Origin of the sequence: Streptomyces sp. NPDC047042 (genome assembly GCF_040644035.1) — a bacterium.
In the GTDB taxonomy this organism is placed as follows: Bacteria; Actinomycetota; Actinomycetes; order Streptomycetales; family Streptomycetaceae; genus Streptomyces.
This window is the reverse complement of record NZ_JBEYVP010000029.1, coordinates 25364-50218: the sequence shown is the minus strand read 5'-3', so window position 1 is coordinate 50218 and position 24855 is coordinate 25364. Positions and strand designations below refer to the sequence as shown.

General features: G+C 68.5%; 21 protein-coding genes and 2 tRNA genes. 18 read left to right on the top strand and 5 right to left on the bottom strand.

Features of this window, described 5'->3' with window-relative positions:
- Window positions 1-308: 308 nt before the first annotated feature.
- Window positions 309-884: a biotin transporter BioY gene (locus ABZ855_RS30885; protein ID WP_360812408.1), complete on the top strand. Its 576-nt coding sequence runs from the start codon at window positions 309-311 to the stop codon at window positions 882-884.
- A gap of 168 nt (window positions 885-1052) precedes the next feature.
- On the opposite strand, the gene ABZ855_RS30880 is transcribed toward ABZ855_RS30885, so the two are convergent.
- Window positions 1053-1769: a hypothetical protein gene (locus ABZ855_RS30880; protein WP_360812573.1), complete on the bottom strand. Its 717-nt coding sequence runs from the start codon at window positions 1767-1769 to the stop codon at window positions 1053-1055.
- A 158-nt stretch (window positions 1770-1927) separates the two neighbouring features.
- Here ABZ855_RS30880 and ABZ855_RS30875 point away from each other — a divergent pair, with 158 nt between their 5' ends.
- The gene (locus ABZ855_RS30875) at window positions 1928-3820 is read left to right on the top strand and encodes a serine/threonine-protein kinase (RefSeq protein ID WP_360812406.1); all 1893 of its coding nucleotides are present in this window, start codon (window positions 1928-1930) and stop codon (window positions 3818-3820) included.
- A gap of 51 nt (window positions 3821-3871) precedes the next feature.
- Here ABZ855_RS30875 and ABZ855_RS30870 read toward each other — a convergent pair whose 3' ends face one another.
- Window positions 3872-5386, bottom strand: coding sequence for an amino acid permease (locus ABZ855_RS30870; protein WP_360812404.1), 1515 nt, complete (start codon window positions 5384-5386; stop codon window positions 3872-3874).
- A gap of 212 nt (window positions 5387-5598) precedes the next feature.
- On the opposite strand from ABZ855_RS30870, the gene ABZ855_RS30865 reads away from it, so the two are divergent.
- A complete protein-coding gene (locus ABZ855_RS30865) occupies window positions 5599-6084 on the top strand; it encodes a ribose-5-phosphate isomerase (protein WP_360812402.1) in 486 nt (161 codons plus the stop codon).
- 314 nt (window positions 6085-6398) lie between these two features.
- Window positions 6399-7208, top strand: a complete 810-nt coding sequence (locus ABZ855_RS30860; RefSeq protein ID WP_360812400.1) for a DNA-formamidopyrimidine glycosylase family protein — start codon at window positions 6399-6401, stop codon at window positions 7206-7208.
- A gap of 13 nt (window positions 7209-7221) precedes the next feature.
- On the opposite strand, the gene ABZ855_RS30855 is transcribed toward ABZ855_RS30860, so the two are convergent.
- Window positions 7222-8472 (bottom strand): GNAT family N-acetyltransferase, encoded by a 1251-nt coding sequence (locus ABZ855_RS30855; protein ID WP_360812398.1) that lies wholly within the window; start codon window positions 8470-8472, stop codon window positions 7222-7224.
- A 162-nt stretch (window positions 8473-8634) separates the two neighbouring features.
- Between ABZ855_RS30855 and ABZ855_RS30850 the strand changes: the two genes are divergently transcribed.
- The 3 genes from ABZ855_RS30850 (at window position 8635) to ABZ855_RS30840 (ending at window position 10744) form a co-directional block, all read left to right on the top strand.
- Window positions 8635-9813 carry a PP2C family protein-serine/threonine phosphatase gene (locus tag ABZ855_RS30850; RefSeq protein WP_360812396.1) on the top strand — a complete coding sequence of 393 codons (1179 nt, stop codon included), beginning with the start codon at window positions 8635-8637 and terminating at the stop codon, window positions 9811-9813.
- A 76-nt stretch (window positions 9814-9889) separates the two neighbouring features.
- Complete coding sequence (locus ABZ855_RS30845; protein ID WP_360812394.1) at window positions 9890-10354, top strand: HD domain-containing protein; 465 nt, start codon at window positions 9890-9892, stop codon at window positions 10352-10354.
- Between the two features lie 195 nt (window positions 10355-10549).
- Window positions 10550-10744 carry a hypothetical protein gene (locus tag ABZ855_RS30840; protein WP_360812392.1) on the top strand — a complete coding sequence of 65 codons (195 nt, stop codon included), beginning with the start codon at window positions 10550-10552 and terminating at the stop codon, window positions 10742-10744.
- Between the two features lie 62 nt (window positions 10745-10806).
- Here ABZ855_RS30840 and ABZ855_RS30835 read toward each other — a convergent pair.
- Window positions 10807-10877 (bottom strand) — tRNA-Gly (locus ABZ855_RS30835).
- A gap of 176 nt (window positions 10878-11053) precedes the next feature.
- Here ABZ855_RS30835 and ABZ855_RS30830 point away from each other — a divergent pair.
- The 5 genes from ABZ855_RS30830 to clpX all read left to right on the top strand — a co-directional run bounded on the left by ABZ855_RS30830 (window position 11054) and on the right by clpX (window position 16145).
- A tRNA-Pro gene (locus ABZ855_RS30830) sits at window positions 11054-11130 on the top strand.
- 198 nt (window positions 11131-11328) lie between these two features.
- Window positions 11329-12723, top strand: a complete 1395-nt coding sequence (gene tig, locus ABZ855_RS30825; protein ID WP_360812390.1) for a trigger factor — start codon at window positions 11329-11331, stop codon at window positions 12721-12723.
- A gap of 514 nt (window positions 12724-13237) precedes the next feature.
- Window positions 13238-13909, top strand: a complete 672-nt coding sequence (locus ABZ855_RS30820; RefSeq protein WP_319204370.1) for an ATP-dependent Clp protease proteolytic subunit — start codon at window positions 13238-13240, stop codon at window positions 13907-13909.
- Between the two features lie 52 nt (window positions 13910-13961).
- A complete protein-coding gene (locus ABZ855_RS30815; RefSeq protein WP_360812387.1) occupies window positions 13962-14663 on the top strand; it encodes an ATP-dependent Clp protease proteolytic subunit in 702 nt (233 codons plus the stop codon).
- A gap of 195 nt (window positions 14664-14858) precedes the next feature.
- Window positions 14859-16145 carry an ATP-dependent Clp protease ATP-binding subunit ClpX gene (clpX, locus tag ABZ855_RS30810; RefSeq protein ID WP_319204374.1) on the top strand — a complete coding sequence of 429 codons (1287 nt, stop codon included), beginning with the start codon at window positions 14859-14861 and terminating at the stop codon, window positions 16143-16145.
- A gap of 89 nt (window positions 16146-16234) precedes the next feature.
- Here clpX and ABZ855_RS30805 read toward each other — a convergent pair whose 3' ends face one another.
- Window positions 16235-17197 carry a hypothetical protein gene (locus ABZ855_RS30805; protein ID WP_360812385.1) on the bottom strand — a complete coding sequence of 321 codons (963 nt, stop codon included), beginning with the start codon at window positions 17195-17197 and terminating at the stop codon, window positions 16235-16237.
- Window positions 17198-17333: 136 nt separating this feature from the next.
- Between ABZ855_RS30805 and ABZ855_RS30800 the strand changes: the two genes are divergently transcribed.
- The 6 genes from ABZ855_RS30800 (at window position 17334) to mreC (ending at window position 24842) form a co-directional block, all read left to right on the top strand.
- Complete coding sequence (locus ABZ855_RS30800; RefSeq protein ID WP_360812383.1) at window positions 17334-19958, top strand: valine--tRNA ligase; 2625 nt, start codon at window positions 17334-17336, stop codon at window positions 19956-19958.
- 143 nt (window positions 19959-20101) lie between these two features.
- The gene (locus ABZ855_RS30795) at window positions 20102-21619 is read left to right on the top strand and encodes a folylpolyglutamate synthase/dihydrofolate synthase family protein (RefSeq protein ID WP_360812381.1); all 1518 of its coding nucleotides are present in this window, start codon (window positions 20102-20104) and stop codon (window positions 21617-21619) included.
- A gap of 5 nt (window positions 21620-21624) precedes the next feature.
- Complete coding sequence (locus tag ABZ855_RS30790) at window positions 21625-21981, top strand: DUF4233 domain-containing protein (protein ID WP_360812380.1); 357 nt, start codon at window positions 21625-21627, stop codon at window positions 21979-21981.
- A 67-nt stretch (window positions 21982-22048) separates the two neighbouring features.
- Entirely contained in the window at window positions 22049-22462 is a 414-nt protein-coding gene (gene ndk, locus ABZ855_RS30785; protein ID WP_360812378.1) for a nucleoside-diphosphate kinase, read from the top strand.
- Window positions 22463-22765: 303 nt separating this feature from the next.
- On the top strand, window positions 22766-23785 hold the full coding sequence (locus ABZ855_RS30780) for a rod shape-determining protein (protein ID WP_053741250.1): 1020 nt from the start codon (window positions 22766-22768) through the stop codon (window positions 23783-23785).
- 112 nt (window positions 23786-23897) lie between these two features.
- Window positions 23898-24842, top strand: coding sequence for a rod shape-determining protein MreC (gene mreC / locus ABZ855_RS30775; RefSeq protein WP_360812376.1), 945 nt, complete (start codon window positions 23898-23900; stop codon window positions 24840-24842).
- The last annotated feature ends 13 nt before the right edge of the window (window positions 24843-24855 follow it).

The window sequence follows — 24855 nt, the reverse complement described above, 5'->3', positions numbered from 1 at the left end:
CGACGACCGACGGGCGAGACGGCAGGTGTCCAGACCGGGGCCGAACCCGGGCCGGAGCGCACCCCGACCTGGGCTGACCATCGGGCCGGATTGGCGGAACCCTACAGAGCCCGCCTCCCGCACGTTCGTAGCCGAAACCACCTCACCTCAGTGACCGGCGTCACGCCGTACCGGGTGTAACCACCACCGTTTGTGCGGAGCCCACCAAGCCGCCCGCGCCCCCTTTGTCGAGCGCTGACGGTGATCGTCCCGAGGGCGCTGGGATAGCGTCGCGATGTCCTTGCCGCCCACATCCCCGCGGAGTACCCATGGCAACCGCCGTCGCCACCGCCCGCCCCGGTCAGGTCCTCGCCGATCTGCTCCCCGCCTCCCGCGTCCGGGACACCGCGCTCGTGCTCGGTGGTGCCGGGCTCGTCGGGATCGCCGCCCAGATCGCCGTCCCCGTGCCCGGCTCGCCGGTACCGGTGACCGGACAGACCTTCGCCGCGCTCCTCGTCGGCACCGCGCTGGGCGCCGGCCGCGGCCTCGCCGCCCTTGTCGTCTACGCCCTGGCCGGTCTGGCGGGCGTGCCGTGGTTCGCGCAGGGCGGCTCGGGCACGTCGGTGTCCTTCGGCTACATCCTCGGCATGGTGCTCGCGTCCGCCGTCGTGGGCGCGCTGGCCCGACGCGGCGCCGACCGCTCCGTGCTGCGCATGGCGGGCACGATGGTGCTCGGCGAGGCGATCATCTACGCGATCGGCGTCCCGTACCTCGCCCTGGCCGCCGACATGAGCGCGAGCGCGGCGATCGCCGCGGGCCTGACACCGTTCCTGCTCGGCGACGCCCTGAAGGCGGCCCTCGCGATGGGCGCGCTGCCGACGGCCTGGAAGTTCCTCAACCGCTGAGCCGCACAAGGATGTTGACGAGATCCGGGATGCCGAACAGGGCATCCCGGATCTTCTGCGTACGCCCCTGACTGAGCCGTCAGCCGTCAGCCGTCAGCCGTCAGCCGTCAGCCGTCAGCCGTCAGCCGTCAGCCGTCAGTTACGCAGTACCGCCATTGCTCACCCTGTTTACTGCTGCCGGGGCCGCCGCTGCGACCACCACATGCCCGCCGCTCCGGCGGACAGCAGTGCGGCGCCCGTCGCGCCGAGCGGGAGCAGATCGCGCGCCGGACCGGTCCTCGGCAGCTTGTCGCCGCCGGGGCCCACCGGCTTGTTGTCGGTGCCGAGCAGCAGCGGGGTGGCCGGGGCGTTCGGCGACGGGTTGTTCGTCCCGAACGGGACCGGCCCCTGCTGCCAGAACGTCTTCGCGCCGTCGGCGGTCTGGACGGGCAGACAGATCTTGCCGGTCTTGCCCAGGTCGAACGTCGCTTCGACGTCGTACGACTTCGACTTACCGGCCGCGAGATTGCCGACAGCGCAATTGAAACCGCTGTTCGACCCCTCCGGCAGATCCTTTTCTGCAATCTCCGAGCAGCCCTGAACGTTCTTGACCGTCATGCCGTCGAATCCGACGACCAAAAGCCGGACGGCACCGCTCTCCTTGCTCCCCTCGTTCTTTACCGTGGCGGTGAGTTCCGTTTCTTTCGAACTGTTGTCGACCGAGATGCTCTCGGGCAACTGTGTGGTCAACTTGACGCCTGCCGGCGCCGCGTCGACGGCCTTTCCCCCCTTGCTGCTTCCGGGCCCCTGGTCATCCGCGCTGGCGGCGAAGGAAAGGATCATCACGGCAGAGAAAGATGCCGTGAGCAGCGATCCCGCGATGACCGTCGTGCGACCAGAACTCATGTTCGTCCCCCTTGGATCCCCCTGGACCGCGCCTGAATTCGCGGTCCATGAAGAGGTACCACAAGATTTCCCGCCACTATGCTGATACGGCATGAAGTGTGACCATTGTGGTTCTGGTGGGGCGCGCGTTGAGGGGGTGCAGGGGATTGCGGGGGAATATGGGCGGCGGTGCTCCCGATCTGGTGGTGACAGGCCGATATCGGCTGGTCGAAAGTATCGGACAGGGGGGAATGGGACGGGTGTGGCGGGCCGTCGACGAAATGCTCGACCGACCGGTGGCCGTCAAGGAAATGCGCATCGACGGACTCGACGCGGAGGACACCCGAACCCGCCGCGAACGCACACTCCGCGAGGCCAGGGCGACGGCCCGCATCGACCACCCGAACGTCGTGCGCGTGTACGACGTGGTGGACGAGGGGGAATGCCTGTGGATCGTCATGGAGTTGGTCGACGGCCGCTCCCTCGAGCAACTCCTGGCCCAGGACGGCCCGTTGACCCCGGCCGACACGGCCCGCCTGGGCCTCGGCCTGGTGTCGGCACTGCGCCAGGTGCACGCCGGAGGCGTCCTGCACCGTGACATCAAACCGGGCAACGTCCTGGTGGAACGACGCGACGGGCGGGTGGTCCTCACCGACTTCGGCATCGCCGCCATCCAGGACGCGAAGGCGCTGACGATGGTCGGAATGCTCGTCGGCTCCCCCGACTACATGGCCCCGGAACGGGTGTCCGGCCGACACCAGGGCCCACCGTCCGACGTGTGGTCACTCGGCGCGACCCTCTGCGCGGCCCTGGGCGGCCGCTCCCCGTTCTCCCGCGAAACGACGCTCGCGACACTGCTCGCGGTCCTGTACGAGGATCCCGAACTCCCCGCCTCGGCCGGCCCCTTGCACGACCTCCTGGCCGCCCTCCTGGAAAAGGAACCGTCGGCCAGGCCCGCACTCGAGGACGTGGAACGGACACTGAGGCCGGTGGCGTTCCCGGAGCCGGGGGAGCCCGGGGAGCCCGGGGAGCCCGGGGAGCCCGGGGAGCCCCAGGAGCCCCTGCCCCCCGTACAACCGCACGAGGACACCCCCACCCCCGCCTACCTGGACGCCTCACTCGTCAGGGCGGCGCGACAGTCACGAGGGGAACACCCCTCAGAGTCCTCCAACGCCTCCACAGAGGTCCCCTCCGAGATGCGGTCCGAGGCCGGCTCGGCGATCCCCGCCCGTGGCGCCGGGATCTCACTGGTCCGAGAAGAGCAGGAGCATCGGGCAACGCGCCCGGACCCGCAGCTGGCGGCCGACCTGCCGACGGCCACGCGCACAACACCACCACCGGAAATGCCGCCCGGCGAACTGCCGGGCCCCGCGACCCCGCACGAACGCCAAGGTGCGCGCAACGCCCGCCGCCGACTCACCATGGTGGCCGCCGGTGTGGTCACGGCAGCAGCGGTGATCGGAATAACCCTGGCGGCGACGGCGGGCTCCCCCGGAGACAGGGACACAGCGACTCCGGGTTCGCTGCCGAGGACGTCGACGTCGACGACGTACGAGCCCCCGACCCCAACGACATCCGAACCCACCCCTGAATTCACCCACACCCCAACCCCCGAACCCACTGTCGAAGGCACCTCGCGCCCGCGCAGCCTGCCGCCGGGGGCGCACGAGGAGGCGGGCGGATACGCGTGGGCGACTCCCGGAGGCTGGCGCCGGGACGTGAAGACGGGCGCCGAGGTGCACTACACGTCCCCCGACGGCAGGCAGGAACTGCTCGCCAAGTCCTCCCTGGCCAGGGGCGAGTTGCTGGAGACGTGGGAGGAGTCGGAGCGCAACGCCCGCCAGGGCCGGGACTACACGAAGATCACCCTGGCGGAGACGACGTACCAGGATCACCCGGCGGTCGTATGGGAGTACACCTTCACCCTGGACGGCACCCACTGGCACGCCAGGCTGCTCGGCTTCGACGTGGAGGGGAAGTCGTACCAGATCAGCACCTGGTACCACGAGGAGATCGAGGACGAGGCGGTGCGGACCTACGAACGGGTGAAGGAGTCGTTCACAGTGCTGTGAACGACTCCTGCTCAACGAGCCGAACGAGCCGAACGAGCTGAAGGGGCCGAACTAGCCGACCTTGACGACATCGTCGACGTCATCGCCGTCATCGACGCCCCCCGTGCCCAGGGCACCAGCACCACCGCCGGCACCACCGCCGCCACCGCCCGCCTCGCCGCGCCCGGTCTTCTGTCGGACGACGGAGATGGCGACCACCACGGCCGCGACCAGCAGCGAGAGCAGAACGGTCTCGCGTCCGTCGTGTTCCGTGTCCGTGAGCATGTAGCCGAGGACGAACACGATGAGAGCGGCGGTCGCCCAGGTCAGATAGGGGTACAGCCACATCCGTACGACGAGCTTCTCCGGGGACTCCCGTTCGATGATCTTCCGCATGCGCAGCTGCGAGAAGCAGATGACCAGCCAGACGAACAGGGCGACGGCACCGGAGGAGTTGACGAGGAAAAGGAAGACCGAGTCCGGGAACTTGTAGTTGAAGAAGACGGCGACGAAGCCGAAGACGACCGAGGCGACGATCGCCGCGAGCGGTACGCCACGGGATGTGGTTCGCGCGAAGGCCTTCGGCGCGTCACCGCGCTCGCCGAGGGAGAAGGCCATGCGGGAGGCCGTGTAGAGCCCGGAGTTGAGGCAGGACAGCACCGAGGTCAGCACGATGAAGTTCATGATCTGACCGGCGTGCGCGATACCGAGGGAGTCGAGGGCGGCGACGTACGAGCCGTCCTCCTTGATCGAGGGGTCGTTCCACGGCAGCAGCGTGACGACGACGAAGATCGAGCCGAGGTAGAAGACGGCGACACGCCAGATGATGCTGTTGGTGGACTTGGTGACCGCGCGCTGCGGGTCCTCGGACTCCCCGGCGGCCAGCGTGGCGATCTCGCTGCCCATGAAGGAGAAGACGACGAGCAGTACGCCGGTGAGGATGGCGCCGGGCCCGTTGGGCAGGAAGCCGCCGTGGTCGGTCAGATTGCCGAGCCCGGCCTTGTCGCTGTCGACACCGGGCAGCACACCGAACACGGCGAGCCCTCCGATGATGACGAACGCGCTGATGGCCACGACCTTGATACCGGCGAACCAGAACTCGAACTCACCGTAGGAACCGACGGAGACGAGGTTGGTGGCGGTCAGCACCACCATCACGATGAGCGCCCAGGCCCACTGCGGTACGGCGGGAATCCACCCCTCGAGGATGGTGGCCCCGGCGGTGGCCTCGACGGCGAGTACGACGACCCAGAAGAACCAGTAGAGCCAGCCGATGGAGAACCCGGCCCAGCGCCCGAGCGCCCGGTCGGCGTGCGCGGAGAACGAACCGGAGGTCGGGTTGGCGGCGGACATCTCGCCGAGCATCCGCATCACCAGCACGACGAGCGTGCCGACGAGGGCGTAGGAGAGCAGGATGCCGGGTCCGGCGGTACGGATACCGGAGCTGGACCCGACGAAGAGTCCGGCTCCGATGACACCGCCGATGGCGATCATCGAGAGATGCCGGTTTTTCAATCCGGCCTGAAGACCGGTGATTGGCTCTGTTGGCTCTGTTGGCTCTGTTGGCTGTGTCGGCTGCGAGGTCATGGGGGGAATTCCTTTGCGCCGGGTGAACGGGAGAAGCGCGCCGGTGGGGCGACGTAAACAGTCGGTCCAGTGAATCGGAGGTGTAGGGATTCCTGAACCTTTGAATCCAGATCGTTACTTGAGGTTTGCTTGAGGATTCTGGGTGTTGCCACTGTTTTTCGCGATCAGCCCCCGGAGCTGCTGCCCGGAAACACGCATGTCACACTCGGACCATGCGCGTGTATCTCGGCTCCGACCATGCGGGCTTCGAACTCAAGAACCACCTCGTCGAGTGGCTCAAGGAGGCCGGCCACGAACCCGTGGACTGCGGCCCCCACATCTACGACGCCCTCGACGACTACCCGCCCTTCTGCCTCCGCGCCGCAGAGCGCACGGCGGCCGACCCGGATGCCCTCGGCATCGTGATCGGCGGCTCGGGCAACGGCGAGCAGATCGCGGCGAACAAGGTGAAGGGCGTGCGCGCGGCGCTGGCCTGGAGCGAGGAGACGGCGGCGCTGGGCCGCCAGCACAACAACGCGAACGTGGTGGCGGTGGGCGCGCGGATGCACACCCAGGACGAGGCGACGAAGTTCGTGGAGACCTTCCTGGCAACCCCGTTCTCGGAGGACCCCCGCCACATCCGCCGCATCGACATGCTGACGTCGTACGAGACAACAGCCGACCTCCCACCCATCCCGGCACACCACCCCCAGGCCTAGAGCCGACCGGCCGAGAGGGCCGAAGCCTGACGCGGCTCCACTCGCCGCAGGACTACCGGCTAAGGGCTCCGGTTTCCGGCCTCGGACCCCGCGTCCCGTTCCGGGCCTCCCAGCCCAGGGCTCCCCGGCCTCGGCCGTAACCAGATGGCCTCCACCTCTTCCACGCCGGTCGCATTTCAGCCCGTCCGGCGTTTGAGGACGAGGCCGTTCAGGCCGAAGGGGGGTCCGGGGGCGCAGCCCCGGGGAGAGGCCGACCTCTCGACCGACCGAGACGGGTGGGCGGGTGGGCAAAAAACACGAAAGGAACCCGCACCTTGCCCGAAGGGCACACAATCCACCGCCTGGCCCAGGACTACACCGCCCACTTCGCAGGCAAACCCACCCAGGTAACCAGCCCCCAGGGCAAGTTCACCGACTCCGCCGCCCTACTGGACGGAGTCCCCCTCACCACCGCCGACGCCCACGGCAAACACCTCTTCCTCGGCTTCCGCCAAGCCGACTGGATCCACATCCACCTCGGCCTCTTCGGCAAGGTCAACTTCGGCGACGCCCCCGCCCCGCCCCCCACGGACACGGTCCGCCTGCGCCTGGCGAACAGCACCTCGTACGTGGACCTCCGGGGCCCCACCACCTGCGCCCTCATCACGGACACCGAGAAGCAGGCGATACACGACCGCCTGGGCCCCGACCCCCTCCGCGAGGACGCCAACCCCGGCACCGCCTACACCCGCGTCAGCCGCAGCCGTACGACGATCGCCGCGCTCCTCATGGACCAGAAGATCATCGCCGGCGTCGGCAACGTGTACCGGGCCGAGGTCCTCTTCCGGCACGGCATCGACCCGTACCGCCCGGGCAGGGACATCACGCCCACCGAGTGGGACGCGCTCTGGAACGACCTGGTCGCCCTCATGCGCGAGGGCGTGCGCAACAACCGCATCGACACCGTCCGCCCGGAACACACCCCGGAGGCGATGGGCCGCCCGCCGCGCGTCGACGACCACGGCGGCGAGGTCTACGTCTACCGCAGGGCCAACCTGCCCTGCCACCTCTGCGGCGGCGGGATCCGCACAGCCGACCTGGCCGCCCGCAACCTCTTCTGGTGCCCCACCTGTCAAACCAACTGACGGGACAGGGACGTCAGAACCCGTGGGGCAACCACGGCGCCACAACCGACCCGAACGCCACCGACGCCTCGGCCAACGCCCCTTGCCGAACCTCCCGCACCCGCCCGGCAGCCGCCAGCCCGGCCAACGACACGCCGCCCAGATACACGGCCCCCAACTCCCGTACGGACAAGGCGAGATCAGCCGCGTCCTCGGTACGCCGGCACACCGCCCCCTTGGCATCGCCGGTCAGCCGCCAACGCCCGCTGTTCCACGGACAGAACGCGTCCTCGACATCGAGGACGACATCCACGGGCGCCTGGTACGTCCGCGCCTCCAGCGCGGCCCCCACCTCCACCAGCCGTACGTACAGCGCGTCCCGCTTGCGCAGAGCGCACCGCCGGATGTCGGACACCAGGTGATGCCAGGGCTCGTCGACCGGCCGCGCCCGCCCGACGATCTTCGACGTCAGGTCGACGTCGAACAGGAACCGCCACAACGCCCCCTGCGCGGCGGCGTCGAACCCCTCCACGTCCTCGACGACGACCGCGCTGTTGGACCCGGTGACATCCCAGTCGGGCTTGACCCGGAACCGGGCGAACCCCACGACCTCCGTGCCCCGTTCGGCGACAACGCACTGCAACGGCGAGGCCCCGCCCCGCTCACCCTCCGGGTCGAGCACCATGACGGGCGCCCAGCCGGGCATCCGGGCCAGCATCCCGGGCCGCTCCGGCACCCGCCGCGCGTACACCGCCTCACAGACCTCAAGGGCCTCGGCCGGTACGGCGTACCGCAGCCGTACGTCACCGGTCCCGGCCGGGACGTCCAGCCGTACCCGCGTCGTGTCGATCTCGAAGCTCAACGAGTGGGTGGCGAGCCCGTATCCGAACCGCCCGTAGATGGCGGGCTCCGACGCCGTCAGCACGGCCAACGGCTCACCCCAGCTGCGTACGTCGTCCAACTGCCGCCGCATCATGGACGTGAGCACCCCGCGCCTGCGATGCGTACCGGCCACGCCGACCATCGTCACGCCCGCTGCCGGAACGGAGGCCCCACCCGGTACGGTTACCCGGAAAGTGAAGGCACCCGCACTGCCCACACACGTGTCACCGTCCCAGGCGCCCACGAAACGGTCGTACTCGGTGAGTGATTTCCACAACTCCCGTTCCTCGGCGGACTCCGGCATTCCGCCGAAGGCGCGGATCAGGTTGTCGTACCACTGATCCCAGTCGTCGGGCCGGAGCACCCGCAGGTCGGTCGAGCCGGGGGTCCTGGAGGTAGTCATGGACCATGACTACCAGGGCAATGCGGGACGAGCGAGGGAATTTTCCCCTCGGGGCCTCGGATCGGGTCCCGGTGGGTTTCACTGTGAAGTTGAAGCTCGGACGGGGGACAAGTGGGACCTCCCGTGCCAAGCAGCTGGTCCGATGGATAGGGTCCCGAACTAATGGCAGAAGGACGAGAGCGGCGCGCGGAGGCCGAGACGTTCACGGCCCGGTTGAAGAAGCAGGTTCACCGGGTCCGCACCGGCGTGCGCAGATCCGCCGTGGACTACTTCCGGGGCGACGGATCGGACTGGATCGCGCTCGCCGGTCTGCTCCTCACCATCCCGATCATCATGGCCATGACCCTCACCAACTCGGTGTGGTGCTCGCCGGCCCTGCTGGTCCTCCCGATCGTCGCCGGCGGCCTCCTGCTGCGCCCGTCCAGCCTGCTGGGCCTGTACGCGGGGGCGGCCACGGCACTGATCGTGGAGTCGGTGAAGCTGGGCCCGTACACGGAGGGCCCGAGCCGGGTCACGCCGGGAGTGGTCCTGGTGGTGGCGGCCTGCGGTTTCTTCGGGCTCCTCATCGCCCAGTTCCGCAGTCGTGTCGGCGTCCCGTGGAGACGCGGCGGCACAATGCTGTTCGACCTGCGCGAACGCATCCGCGTCCAGAGCAAGTTGCCGCAGCTGCCGCAGGGTTGGCACCGGGAGATGGCGCTGCGTCCGGCGGGCGGCCAGTCGTTCTCGGGCGACTTCGTGGTGGCCGCCCGTACGAACGGCGGCCGCACGATGGAGGTCGTCCTCACGGACGTGTCGGGCAAGGGCATGGACGCGGGCTCCCGAGCCCTGCTGCTCTCCGGCGCCTTCGGAGGCCTGCTGGGCTCGCTGCCGCCCCACGCCTTCCTTCCGGCGGCGAACGGCTACCTCCTCCGCCAGGACTGGGACGAGGGCTTCGCGACCTCGATCCACCTCGTCCTGGACCTCGACTCCGGCGACTACGAACTCTTCTCGGCCGGCCACCCACCGGGCCTCCAGCTCAGCGCGGGCACGGGCCGCTGGGAGGAAAAGGCGGCGGAGGGACCGCTGTTGGGTGTGTACGACGGAGCCCAGTTCGACCCCGTGAAGGGATCACTGCGCTCCGGGGACGTCCTGATGCTGTTCACGGACGGCCTGGTCGAAACGTCCGACCGCGACATCGTGGAAGGCATAGACCGGCTGACCGGCGAAGCCGACCGCTATGTGGCCGGCGGCTTCCACGGCGCGGCCTGGCACCTCATCGAAGCGGTGGCCAGAGACGTGAACGACGACAGGGCCCTCCTCCTGATCTGCCGAGAGGGCCCCACAGCCCAGGCGACAATCTGACGCCCCCGGGCCCCCGGGCCGCCTCATTTTCGCCTCCAAGGTCAAGAAAGCATCAAGGAACAGCCACACTGGGCGGGTGACGAAAATTCCGCCAACACCCCTGACCCTGGCCGAAGTGGAAGCCGCGGCCCGCGCGGCCCACGCGACCCAGACGGACAAGGCCGGCCGCCCCTACGCGGAACACCTCCAGGCCGTCGCCGAGGGCGTACGCGCGCGTGGCGGCGACGCCGAACAGATCGCCGCGGCCTGGCTGCACGACGCCGTGGAGGACGACGCGCTGTCCGCACACTGGCTGGCGGAGGCCGCCCTGTCTCCCCGTACGAAGGACATCGTGCTGGCCGTCACCAAGCGGGCGGGGGAGACCCAGGAGGCGTACGCCCGGCGCATTCTCGAGACCCCGGGTGCGTTCCTGGTCAAGGAGGCGGACCTGGCGCACAACGCGGACCCGGCCCGCCTGGCGGCACTGGATGCCACGACCCGCGCCCGCCTGACCGACAAGTACGCCGCAATGCGCGCACTTCTGGGCCTGCAAGAAGCGTAAATATCATCTTAGTTACGACTAAAAGACATATTCCTGTGTCCTGGGTTTGTCTGTGCGGAAAAATCGGCCAGGTGAGGCCGATGATGCGTCACCGGCCGCATATGCGGGCCTCGTTGGTGGCACGATGGATCTGGCGGGGGTGCGAGGGAACGCATCCCTGGGCCGGTAGTGGACCGACCGTAGGGTGTGATCAGTGTGGCCATTTCGTTGTCAGTGGTGCTGATGTTGGGAATCATCCTGGTGGTGCTGATCCGCGGAGGCACGATCAAGCCGGGCCCGGCCGTCGTCGCCATACTCTTCGGCTTCTTCCTGGCCTCGACCGGCATGGCGGACGACATCCAGAGATTCCTGAACTCGATAGCCGACACGATCAACGAGATCCAGTTCTGACCGCCGCCGTCGTGGGAAACACGACCGGCCCGGTTCAGAGAACCGGGCCGGAGGCGGTACAGAGCGGGCGACGGGAATCGAACCCGCGTAGCTAGTTTGGAAGACTAGGGCTCTACCATTGAGCTACGCCCGCAGACGCGCGCCGCAGGTCAGGTGACCGCGGCACAGAAGGCATCGTAGCGGTTCGAGGGCCCCGGGCGCACACTCCCTTTCCGGGACGCGGCCGGACCTCACGCCGGCCTCGGCCCCCAGTCCTGAAATGCGGTAACCCCACGGCCTGCGGCCATGTACCCTACGTGTCGCACCAGACGGGGTGTGGCGCAGCTTGGTAGCGCGTCCGCTTTGGGAGCGGAAGGCCGTGGGTTCAAATCCCGCCACCCCGACCACCTGCCGGACCACCGGCGAGATCACCTTTTGGGGCGAGTACCGCCTGCGGCTACTATGCAAGCTGCGCGCCCGTGTGTCTGCGTTGTTACGTCCCTCAAGGGCCGCGAATCCGCTGAGGCTGGGCCGTGTCCGGCAGAGGGCAATCGGCAGAACCCTCAGCAGAAACCAGAGAAGTCAGCCCCCAAGGAGACCGAACCGTGAAGAGCGCCGTGGAGACCCTGAACCCGACCCGGGTTCGGCTCAGCATCGAGGTGCCCTTCGAGGAGCTCAAGGACAGCCTCGACGCGGCGTACAAGAAGATCAACCAGCAGGTCACGGTGAAGGGCTTCCGGAAGGGCAAGATCCCGGCGCGCGTCATCGACCAGCGGTTCGGCCGCGGTGCGGTCCTGGAGGAGGCGGTCAACGACGCGCTCCCGAAGTTCTACACCGACGCGGTCAACGAGGCCGAGCTCAGCGTCCTGGGCCAGCCCGAGGTCGACATCACGGAGCTGAAGGACGGCGAGACGCTGAACTTCACCGCCGAGGTCGACGTCCGCCCGACCATCGAGATCCCGGACTACTCCGGCATCGAGGTCGAGGTCGACGCGATCGAGGTCACCGAGGAGGACATCGACAAGTCGGTCGAGCAGCTCCGTGAGCGCTTCGCCTCCACCTCCCCGGTCGAGCGTGCCGCCGAGGACGGCGACGTCGTGACGCTGGACCTGGAGGCCAAGGTCGACGGCGAGGTGCTGGAGGACGGCGTCGCGACCGGCGTCTCCTACACCATCGGCTCCGGCGAGCTGCTGGACGGCGTCGACGACGCCGTGAAGGGCGTGGAGGCCGGTGGCGAGGCCACCTTCACCTCCGAGCTCAAGGGCGGCTCGGCGGCCGGCAAGGAGGCCGAGGTCACCGTCAAGGTCACCCAGGTCGCCGCGCGTGAACTCCCGGCCCTGGACGACGAGTTCGCCCAGCTCGCCTCCGAGTTCGACACCCTGGAGGAGCTGCGCGCGGACAGCCGCAAGCGCCTCGAGAACATGAAGCAGTACGACCAGGCCACGCAGGCCCAGGAGCGCGTCCTGGAGAAGCTGCTTGAGCTCGTCGAGGTGCCCGTCCCCGAGAAGCTCCTCGAGGACGAGATCAACACCCGTAAGCACAACCTGGAGCACCACCAGCTCGGCCAGATGGGCCTCGACCTCGAGAAGTACCTCGAGATCCAGGGCAAGACGGCCGAGGAGTTCGACGCCGAGACCAAGGAAGCCGCGGTCAAGGGCATCAAGACGCAGTTCGTCCTCGACGAGCTCGTCAACAAGGAGAAGCTGAACGTCAACCAGGAGGAGCTCACCGAGCACCTCATGCGGCGCGCGGCCTCCTCCGGCATGTCCCCCGACCAGTTCGCGCAGGCGGTCGTCGAGGGCAACCAGGTCCAGATGCTGGTCGGCGAGGTCGCCCGCGGCAAGGCCCTCGCGGTCGTCGTGGAGGCCGCCACGGTCAAGGACACCAACGGCGAGATCATCGACCTCGACGACGAGGAAGAGGACGAGACCACGGAGTCCACCTCCGAGGAAACCCCGGCCGCCGAGACCGACACCCCCGAGGAGAAGCCGGAGGCCTAAGCCTCCGGCACAGCTGAAAGCACGCGAACAGGCCCCCAGGGACTTTGGTCCCTGGGGGCCTGTTCGCGCCTTTAAGGGGCGCGGGGAACTGCGCGACCAGCCCCCACCCACCCGCACAGCTCACGACCCGGCGAAGCCACGGCGAGCAACTCGGGAGCCATGGGCTCCCCCGGCCCTCTGGTCGCGCCCTGTAGGGGCGCGGGGAACTGCGCGAACGGCCCCCACACACCCGCACCGCCCCACCGACCGCCAACGCCACGGCGAAGCCCCCAGGGGGCCCGGGGCGCAGCCCCGCGACGCCCGGCCCCCAGCCCGCCCCGGACCCAGCTGGCCCCGACGCGACACCCTGCTCACCCCAGCGGAGCACCCCGCTCACCCCGGCGGAGCACATGCGCTCACAGCGAACAGTTCACTTCCCGGGATTCCCCGGAGGGACCCGCGCGTTAGGGTCCATGAATACGAGGGCAGGGGAGTCCCCGAAACCGCCGGACGGCCCCACGCCCCGGTAGAACACGTGAGACGGCCCGGCGCCGTCGTAATACGAGCAGGTGGATACGACGTGACGAATCTGATGCCTTCCGCCGCCGGCGAGCCTTCCATCGGCGGTGGCCTCGGCGACCAGGTCTACAACCGGCTGCTCAACGAGCGGATCATCTTCCTCGGTCAGCAGGTCGACGACGACATCGCGAACAAGATCACCGCGCAGCTGCTGCTCCTTGCCGCCGCTGACCCCGACAAGGACATCAACCTCTACATCAACAGCCCGGGCGGTTCGATCACGGCCGGCATGGCGATCTACGACACCATGCAGTTCATCAAGAACGACGTGGTGACGATCGCCATGGGCCTCGCCGCCTCGATGGGTCAGTTCCTGCTCAGCGCGGGCACCCCGGGCAAGCGCTTCGCACTGCCGAACGCCGAGATCCTGATCCACCAGCCGTCCGCCGGCCTCGCCGGTTCGGCCTCGGACATCAAGATCCACGCCGAGCGGCTGCTGCACACCAAGAAGCGCATGGCCGAGCTCACGTCCCAGCACACCGGCCAGTCGGTGGAGCAGATCACCCGTGACTCGGACCGCGACCGCTGGTTCGACGCCCACGAGGCCAAGACCTACGGCCTCATCGACGACGTCATCGCCACAGCTGCCGGCATGCCGGGCGGCGGAGGCACCGGGGCGGGCTCGTAGACAGCCCCCCAACGCCCGCCAGCCCCCGCCTCAGCCCCTTTCAGGAGACACCGTGAACGACTTCCCCGGCAGCGGCCTCTACGACCGCACAACGGCCGTCCAGGGCGCCGCCCAGGCGACGTACACCGGCCCCATCGCCGAGTCCCGCTACGTCATCCCGCGCTTCGTCGAGCGCACCTCGCAGGGCGTGCGTGAGTACGACCCGTACGCGAAGCTCTTCGAGGAGCGCGTGATCTTCCTCGGCGTGCAGATCGACGACGCCTCCGCCAACGACGTCATGGCACAGCTCCTGTGCCTGGAGTCGATGGACCCCGACCGGGACATCTCGGTCTACATCAACAGCCCCGGCGGCTCCTTCACGGCGCTCACTGCGATTTACGACACGATGCAGTTCGTGAAGCCGGACATCCAGACGGTCTGCATGGGCCAGGCGGCCTCCGCCGCCGCGATCCTCCTCGCGGCCGGTACGCCGGGCAAGCGCATGGCGCTGCCCAACGCGCGCGTGCTGATCCACCAGCCGTACAGCGAGACCGGCCGGGGTCAGGTCTCCGACCTGGAGATCGCGGCCAACGAGATCCTCCGGATGCGTTCGCAGCTGGAGGACATGCTGGCCAAGCACTCGACCACGCCGATCGAGAAGATCCGCGAGGACATCGAGCGCGACAAGATCCTCACGGCCGAGGACGCCCTGTCGTACGGCCTGATCGACCAGATCATTTCCACCCGGAAGATGAACAACGCCAGCGTCCGCTGACGTACTGGTAGGCGCACTGGTAGACGCGGAAGCTGTATCGTCTGCCGCCCCTTGGCACGGTTCGACTTGGAGCACGTCGAAGTCAACCGCGCCAAGGGGGGCCCGAACGGGGGGCCCGGCAAGGTACCGTCGGACATAAGGCAGCACCAGGAGTCGCTGGACCCAGGCGACTCCCAGGCGAAGGGGAAGCACACCGTGGCACGCATCGGTGACGGCGGCGATCTGCTCAAGTGCTCGTTCTGTGGCAAGAGCCAGAAGCAGGTCAAGAAGCTCATCGCAGGCCCCGGTGTGTACATCTGCGACGAGTGCATCGATCTCTGCAACGAGATCATCGAGGAAGAGCTCGCGGAGACGAGCGAGGTCAGGTGGGAGGAACTCCCCAAGCCTCGCGAGATCTACGAGTTCCTCGAGGGGTATGTGGTCGGGCAGGAGTCGGCCAAGAAGGCCCTGTCGGTCGCGGTGTACAACCACTACAAGCGGGTCCAGGCCGGCGAGAACGCCAGCGGCCAAGGCCGTGACGACGCCATCGAGTTGGCGAAGTCGAACATCCTGCTGCTGGGCCCCACGGGCTCCGGCAAGACCCTCCTCGCGCAGACCCTGGCGCGCATGCTGAACGTCCCGTTCGCCATCGCCGACGCGACGGCGCTCACGGAGGCCGGGTATGTCGGCGAGGACGTCGAGAACATCCTGTTGAAGCTGATCCAGGCGGCGGACTACGACGTCAAGAAGGCCGAAACCGGAATCATCTACATCGACGAGATCGACAAGGTCGCGCGGAAGAGTGAAAACCCGTCGATCACGCGTGATGTGTCCGGCGAGGGTGTCCAGCAGGCCCTGCTGAAGATCCTGGAGGGCACGACGGCCTCCGTCCCGCCGCAGGGCGGACGCAAGCACCCGCACCAGGAGTTCATCCAGATCGACACGACGAACGTGCTGTTCATCGTGGGCGGTGCCTTCGCCGGCCTGGAGAAACTCGTCGAGTCCCGCGCGGGCGCCAAGGGCATCGGTTTCGGCGCCACGATCCGCTCCAAGAAGGAGTTGGAGGCGAAGGACCGCTTCGAGGACGTCATGCCCGAGGACCTGGTGAAGTTCGGCATGATCCCCGAGTTCATCGGCCGCCTCCCGGTCATCACGTCCGTGCACAACCTGGACCGCGAGGCCCTCCTCCAGATCCTGGTGGAGCCGCGCAACGCCCTCATCAAGCAGTACCAGCGCCTCTTCGAACTCGACGGCGTGGAGCTGGACTTCGAGCGCGAGGCACTCGAAGCCATCGCCGACCAGGCGATCCTGCGCCAGACCGGCGCGCGTGGTCTGCGCGCCATCATGGAGGAGGTCCTCCAGGCGGTGATGTACGAGGTCCCGTCCCGCAAGGACGTGGCCCGGGTCGTCATCACGGCGGACGTCGTCCTGTCGAACGTGAACCCGACCCTGATCCCGAGGGACGCGCGCGGCCGCGGCCCGGGCGAGCAGAAGACGGCGTAACGGCAGGACAAGGGAATTGGGCAGAACTGCGGAGGGGCCCCGGTCAACAGACCGGGGCCCCTCCGCAGTTGAAGCGGGTCCTGGGCGTCTCAGGCCTTGACGCGCACATCGGCGCGCAGCTTGGCCGCGAGCGCGGACGCGTCCTCCAACGAGCCGCCGCCGCCCGTGGCGATGGCGGCGATGTCGAAGGAGATGACGTAGCTGAGGGTGCTGTGGTCACCCCAGATGCACACCGGCATCCGTGTCGCCTTGCCGGCTTCGGTGCTCTCGATCTGCTGGCACTTCATGACGCCGTTGTCGAAGCCCGAGGGCGTGAACTCCTGCGGGCTGCCGACGAGTTTGCCGCTGAAGGAGGAGTCCTTCTCCGACTCCGTCTTCATCTTCGTGAACATCGCGTCGACGGCCTTCTCCGGGTCCTCGACCGTGCCGTACACACCGGAGAACATGAGCTTCTTCGCGGTGAGTCCCGACCCCGAGGTGTAGCCCGCGCTGACGTTCTTGGGGTTCTGCACACCCCACGACTCGGTTTCCTTGATCTCCTTGTCGGTCATCTCGTCCGCCGAGTCGCCGCTGTTCTTGTACGTGCCGTCGATCACGGTCGCCGGCGTCGTCAGCTTGTGCGCGCCGTCGTCGGCGATGTCGGAACCGCCGCCCGACCCGCCGCCCAGCACGAACCAGGCCCCCACGGCGATGGCGGCCACGACGGCCACGGCCCCGAGGACGATCGCCGTCCGCTTCTTGCCCCCACCCGGCGCCGGCGGCTGCGGAACCCCGTAGGGGGCCTGTCCGTACGGCGGCTGCTGACCGTAGGCGGGCTGCTGGCCGTACGGGTTGGGGGCGCCCTGCGGAGGCTGTTGCGGGTAGCCGTAGCCGGGCTGGGCCGGGGGAGCCTGCTGGGGGTAGCCGTAGCCGGGCTGGGGAGCCGCCTGCGGGGGCTGGGGCGGCTGGCCGTACGGACCCGGCTGGCCGTAGGGGCCGGGCTGGGCGGGCTGGCCGTACGGTCCGGGCTGCTGCGGCGGTTGGCCGTACGGGCCCGGCTGGTTGTGGCTCATCTCTGGGTTCCCCTCCAGATGCTTATGTGTTCTTGACATCTTTGCGCAGGCCAGGGGGCCGAGTTGCCCCGGGGGCCCCACCGTTACGAAAGAATCGTGTTTCGGGACACGGTGGTGACGCCTCTAAACTGACCGGGTGACCGAGAACGCTCAGCAGCAGCCCACAGCGCCCATCACCGAACTGCCGACCCAGTACGCGCCGGCCGAGGTAGAGGGGAAGCTGTACGAGCGCTGGGTGGAACGGGGTTACTTCGCCGCCGACGCGAAGAGCGACAAGCCCGCGTACACGATCGTCATCCCGCCGCCGAACGTCACGGGCTCCCTCCACCTGGGCCACGCCTTCCAGCACACGCTCATGGACGCCCTCACCCGCCGCAAGCGCATGCAGGGCTACGAGTCGCTCTGGCTCCCCGGCATGGACCACGCCGGAATCGCCACCCAGAACAAGGTCGAGCAGCAGCTCGCCGAGGAGGGCAAGTCCCGCCACGACCTGGGCCGCGAGGAGTTCGTCGAGCGTGTCTGGCAGTGGAAGGAGGAGTACGGCGGCCGGATCCTGGGCCAGATGCGCCGCCTCGGCGACGGCGTCGACTGGAGCCGCGAGCGCTTCACCATGGACGAGGGGCTGTCCAAGGCCGTCCAGACGATCTTCAAGCGCCTCTACGACGACGAGCTGATCTACCGCGCCGAGCGCATCATCAACTGGTGTCCCCGCTGTCTGACGGCCATCTCGGACATCGAGGTGGAATACCAGGAGGACGCGGGCGAGCTGGTCTCGATCAGGTACGGCGAGGGCGAGGACAGCCTGGTCGTCGCCACCACCCGTGCCGAGACGATGCTCGGTGACACCGCCGTCGCCGTCCACCCCGACGACGAGCGCTACAAGCACCTCGTCGGCAGGCAGATCAAGCTGCCGCTGACCGACCGGACCATCCCGGTCGTCGCCGACGCGCATGTCGACCCGGAGTTCGGCACCGGTGCCGTCAAGGTGACCCCGGCCCACGACCCCAACGACTTCGCCATCGGGCAGCGCCACAGCCTGCCGAACATGACGATCATGGACGAGCACGGTGTCATCACCGTCCACGGCCCCTTCCTCGGCCTGGACCGCTTCGAGGCACGCTCCGCCGTCGTCGGCGCGCTGCGCCAGCAGGGCAGGATCGTCGCCGAGAAGCGCCCCTACACGCACTCCGTCGGGCACTGCTCGCGCTGCTCCACCACCGTCGAGCCGCGGCTGTCTCTCCAGTGGTGGGTCAAGGTCGAGACGCTGGCCAAGGCCGCCGGCGACGCGGTCCGCGACGGCCGGGTCTCGATCCACCCCGAGGAGATGTCCAAGCGCTACTTCGACTGGGTCGACAACCTCAACGACTGGTGCATCTCACGCCAGTTGTGGTGGGGCCACCGCATCCCGGTCTGGTACGGCCCGGACGGCGAGATCGTCTGCGTCGGCCCCGACGAGCAGCCCCCGACGGGCGAGGGCTGGACCCAGGACACCGACGTCCTCGACACCTGGTTCTCTTCCGGCCTGTGGCCGTTCTCCACCCTCGGCTGGCCGGAACAGACCCCGGACCTCGAGAAGTTCTACTCCACGGACGTCCTGCTGACCGGCCACGACATCATCTTCTTCTGGGTCGCCCGGATGATGATGTTCGGTCTGTACGCCATGGACGGAGAGGCCCCGTTCAAGACCATCGCGCTGACCGGTCTGGTCCGCGACGAGCGCGGCAAGAAGATGTCGAAGTCCTTCGGCAACGTCGTGGACCCGCTGGACTGGATGGACAAGTACGGTTCCGACGCCGTCCGTTTCACACTGGCCAAGGGCGCCAACCCCGGCACCGACGTCCCGATCGGCGAGGACTGGGTCCAGGCGTCCAGCAAGTTCGCCAACAAGATCTGGAACGCCACGCGCTTCGCACTGATGAACGGCGCCACCATCGAGGGCGAGCTTCCGGCGGCGGAGCAACTGACCGCCACCGATCGCTGGATCCTCTCCCGGCTGAACAAGACGGTCGCTCAGGTCGACGCGTTCTACGACGACTTCCAGTTCGCGAAGCTCAGCGACGCGCTCTACCACTTCGCGTGGGACGAGGTCTTCGACTGGTACGTGGAGCTGTCGAAGACGACCTTCTTCGCGGGCGGCGAGCAGGCCAAGGTCTCCGGCCGTGTCCTCGGCGAGGTCATCGACGTCATGCTGCGGCTGCTCCACCCGGTCGTCCCCTTCGTCACCGAGACGCTGTGGACCACGCTGACCGGCCGCGAGTCCCTTGTGATCGCCGAATGGCCCAAGGACAGTGGCTTCCGGGACGAGGCTGCCGAGGCCGAGATCGGCACTGTCCAGGCCGTCGTCACCGAGGTGCGCCGCTTCCGTAAGGAGCAGGGACTGCAGGACGGCCAGAAGGTCCCCGCCCGCCTCACCCTCGACGGCACCGCGCTCGTCGCCCATGAGGCGGCCATCCGCCAGCTGCTCCGCCTCCAGCCGGAGGAGGACGGCTTCAGCGCCACCGCGACCCTCCCGGTCGCCGGCGCGACGGTCGCCCTCGATCTCTCCGGCACGATCGACGTCGCCGCGGAGCGCAAGCGCCTCGCGAAGGACCTCGCCGCCGCCGAGAAGGAAAAGGCCCAGGCAGAGGCCAAGCTCGCCAACGAGGCGTTCCTGGCCAAGGCCCCGGACAACGTCGTGGACAAGATCAAGACCCGCCTCACCAAGGCGGAAGAGGACATCACCCGAATCCAGTCCCAACTGAACACCTTGCCCCAGGCGTAAGGGTTCGTACGGCGATGAGGGCGCCCGGAGCTGTAAAGCTCCGGGCGCCCTCATCGCCGTCAGGGGCGCGGGGAACTGCGCGACCAGCCCCCACCCACCCGCACCCGCCGAACAAACCTCTCCACCCCCACTCCGTAGGCACCATGTCAGTCCCCGTCCGTAGACTGGCCCCCGTGAGCGACACCGACCCCTTCGACGAGATCATCGACGCCGAGACCGACCGAGACCCCGACCTCGCGGTCATCGAGGCCGGCAGCCGCACCCTGCGGACGCAGGCCGGCGGCGCGCCGCAGACCGATGTCCCCGGGCGCCCGGCCGACCCCGAGGTCGCCAAGGCCCTGCGCACCGTCGAGGCGGACCTCGCCACCCGCTGGGGCGAGACCAAGCTGGACCCGTCCGTCAGCCGTATCGCCGCGCTGATGGACGTGCTGGGCGAGCCGCAGCGCGCGTACCCCTCGATCCACATCACCGGCACCAACGGCAAGACCTCCACCGCCCGCATGATCGAGGCGCTCCTCGGCGCCTTCGACCTGCGCACCGGCCGGTACACCTCGCCGCACGTCCAGTCGATCACCGAGCGGATCAGCCTCGACGGGGCGCCCATCCCCGCCGAGCGGTTCGTCGAGACGTACGACGACATCAAGGCGTACGTCGAGATGGTCGACGCCCAGCAGGAGTACCGGCTCTCCTTCTTCGAGGTGCTCACCGCCATGGCGTACGCGGCCTTCGCGGACGCCCCGGTCGATGTCGCCGTCGTCGAGGTCGGGATGGGCGGCACCTGGGACGCCACCAACGTGATCGACGCCGATGTGGCCGTCGTGACGCCCATCGACCTCGACCACACCGACCGGCTCGGCGAGACGCCCGGTGAGATCGCCGTCGAGAAGGGCGGGATCATCAAGCAGGACGCGACGGTCATCCTCGCCCAGCAGCCGGTCGACGCGGCCCAGGTGCTGCTGAAGAAGGCCGTCGAGGTGGACGCCACGGTGGCCCGGGAGGGCCTCGAGTTCGGCGTCGTGAGCAGGCAGGTCGCCGTCGGCGGGCAGGTGCTGACGCTGCGCGGGCTCGGCGGGGAGTACGGGGAGGTCTTCCTGCCCCTGCACGGCGGCTACCAGGCCCACAACGCCGCCGTCGCCCTCGCCGCCGTCGAGGCGTTCTTCGGCGTCGGCACCCAGCGGCCCGAGCCCCTCGATGTCGACACCGTGCGCAAGGCGTTCGCCTCGGTGACGTCCCCGGGGCGGCTGGAGGTCGTACGCCGCTCTCCGACCGTCGTGCTGGACGCCGCGCACAACCCGGCGGGCGCACGGGCCACGGCCGAGGCGGTGGGGGAGGCGTTCGACTTCAGCCGGCTCATCGGTGTGGTCGGGGCGAGCGGCGACAAGAATGTCCGCGGGCTCCTCGAGGCCTTCGAACCGGTCTTCGCCGAGGTCGTCATCACCCAGAACTCCAGCCACCGCGCGATGGACGCCGACGAACTCGCCGCCATCGCCGTCGAGATCTTCGGCGACGACCGCGTCCAGGTCGAACCGCGCCTCGACGACGCGCTGGAGGCCGCCATCACCCTCGCCGAGGAGGACGGGGAGTACTCGGGCGGCGGGGTCCTCGTCACCGGCTCCGTCATCACCGTCGGCGAGGCCCGACTGCTCCTGGGGAGGGGCTGACCGCCGTGCGTACGCTCTGTGCTTCGACCCTGATCGGCGAGGTCTTTCTGATCGGCTTCGCCGGCCTGGTCGCCATGAAGGACCCCGACCTGTCCATGTCGACCGTGTGGACGGTCAGCGGCATCGCCATGCTGCTGTGCGTACTGCTGTGCGGCGTGATCACCCGGCCCGGCGGGGTGCAGCTCGGCTGGGCCCTGCAGATCGCGCTGATCGCCTCCGGCTTCATCGTCCCGACCATGTTCTTCATGGGCGCGATGTTCGCGGCGCTGTGGTGGGCGTCCGTGCACTACGGCCGGAAGATCGACGAGGCGAAGGCCCGCTTCGCGGCCCAGGACCGGCAGACCAGTCCTGACGCTGCGTAACACCCGCCCGAACCGGCCCTGTAGCCTCTCAGCACCGCACACACGTGACCCGAATGGAGCCACCCTCGTGACTCAGCGCACCCTCGTCCTCCTCAAGCCCGACGCCGTCCGTCGCGGCCTGACCGGCGAGATCATCGGCCGGATCGAGCGCAAGGCCGGCTGGCGTATCACCGCGCTGGAGCTGCGCACCCTGGACCAGGACACGCTGGAGCAGCACTACGGCGAGCACAAGGGCAAGCCCTTCTACGAGCCCCTCGTCGAGTTCATGGCCTCCGGCCCCGTCGTCGCGCTCGTCGTCGAGGGTGAGCGGGTCATCGAGGGTGTGCGCGCGCTCGCCGGCCCCACCGACCCGATCGCCGCCGCGCCCGGTTCCATCCGCGGGGACTACGGCGTGATCGTCCGCGAGAACCTCATCCACGCGTCCGACTCCGAGGAGTCCGCCGAGCGCGAGCTGAAGATCTTCTTCCCCGGCCGCGGCTAGATCACTTTCTGAGGGATCGTCACCTCACTTTGATGCTGACCTGGGACGGCCGTCGAAAACCGGCCGTCCTGTGGCATATGCGCGCCGATCGGGGGAACGCCTACCCCCGAACGCTCGTCTCCAGAAGCGGGACGACGCATCGCATGCTGACAATGGCGAAGACCCTCGCGTGGTGTCCGTGCAGGCGCGACTACGATGTAAGCCTGGCAAGCCTGTACGCCATCGCACCCACTTCGCCGCCCCAAAACAGAGCCATCACACGCTTCACTTGGGAAGGCCAGACGAATCCTGATGGGGAACTCAATGTCGTTCATCGGCCGTGACATGGCTGTCGACCTCGGGACCGCCAACACGCTGGTGTACGTCAGGGGTCGCGGGATCGTACTCAACGAGCCGTCCGTCGTCGCGATCAACACCAACACCGGTGGCATTCTCGCGGTCGGATCGGAAGCGAAGAAGATGATCGGTCGGACGCCCGGCAACATCGTTGCCGTGCGCCCGCTCAAGGACGGCGTCATCGCCGACTTCGAGATCACCGAGCGGATGCTCCGCTACTTCATTCTGAAGATCCACAAGCGGCGGTATCTCGCCCGTCCCCGTGTCGTCGTCTGTGTGCCCTCGGGCATCACGGGCGTCGAGCGCCGCGCCGTCATCGAGGCCTCGTCCCAGGCCGGCGCGCGCCAGGTGCACATCATCGAGGAGCCCATGGCCGCGGCCATCGGCTCCGGCCTGCCGGTCCACGAGGCCACGGGCAACATGGTGGTGGACATCGGCGGCGGCACCACGGAGGTCGCGGTCATCTCCCTCGGCGGCATCGTCACCGCCCAGTCCATCCGCGTCGCGGGTGACGAACTGGACAGCTCGATCATCCAGCACATCAAGAAGGAGTACTCGCTTCTGCTGGGTGAGCGGACTGCCGAACAGATCAAGATCACGATCGGTTCGGCGTACGACCTCGACAACGACGAACACACCGAAATCCGCGGCCGGGACCTGGTCTCCGGCCTGCCCAAGACCGTCGTGATCTCCGCGGCCGAAGTACGCAAGGCGATCGAGGAACCCGTCAACGCGATCGTCGACGCCGTGAAGACCACCCTCGACAAGTGCCCGCCCGAGCTGTCCGGCGACATCATGGACCGCGGAATCGTTCTGACCGGCGGCGGAGCCCTGCTCCGCGGGCTCGACGAACGCCTGCGGCGTGAGACCGGCATGCCCATCCACATCGCCGAGGACCCGCTGGACAGCGTGGCGCTCGGCTCCGGCAAGTGCGTGGAGGAGTTCGAGGCGCTCCAGCAGGTGCTGGACGCCCAGCCGCGCAGATGACGTAACTCTTCGATTCCGCCGTACGGGATGATCTCCTCTCGTACGGCGGATCGTTGGTATAGAGGCATAAACTCCCCGAAAAAACTCTATTGAGGAAGGCACGCCGCCGCACGTGAGGGACACACGAGAGAGCCGGCTGCTCCTGGTGCTGCTGATCGCGATCGCGTTCGCGCTGATCACAGTGGACATCCGAGGCGGGGAGGACTCACCGGTCGACGGTGCCCGGCAGGCCGCGGCCGCCGTCTTCGGACCGGTCGAGGACGGGGTGGCCACCGTGGTCGACCCGGTCGGCGACGCCGTCTCCGCCGTACGCGACTCCGGTGACCGGCACGACCGGCTCGCCACGCTGGAGAAGGAGAACGCGGCGCTCAAGGCCCGCCTCGGCAGCGACGACCGCAACCGCAGCCGCCTCGGCCAGCTCGACAGGATGCTGAAGACGGCCGGCGCCGGACAGTACGGCATCAAGGGCGCCGAGGTCATCGCCATAGGAGCGGCCCAGGGCTTCTCCTGGACGGTCACCATCGACATCGGCGCCAACGACGGCGTCAAGCGCGACATGACCGTCCTGAACGGGGACGGACTCGTCGGCCGCGTCACCACCGTCGGCCCCGGCACCTCGACCGTACTGCTCGCCAACGACCCGGACTTCACCGTCGGCACCCGAATGGAGGGCAGCGACGAACTCGGCTTCGCCTCCGGGCAGGGCGACCGCCCGCTGCGTGTCCAGCTCCTCAACGGCAAGGCCAAGGTCCAGAAGGGCGACCGGCTCGTCACCTTCGGCTCGCAGGCCGACAAGCCGTTCGTACCCGGCGTACCCGTCGGCTTCGTGTCCCGGGTCGATCCCTCGGGCGGCGATCTGACGCGCACGATCTATGTCACGCCGTTCGTCGGCTTCACCAAGCTCGACATCGTCGGTGTCGTCGTCGAGGCCCCGCGCACCGACCCGCGCGACACCGTCCTGCCGGCCAAGCCGAGGCCGACGCCCACGCCCACGGTCACCGTGACGGTGACACCGTCCCCGTCGGCGGCCGACGGCCAGTACCAGCAAGAGCAGTAGGAGCTGAACTCCC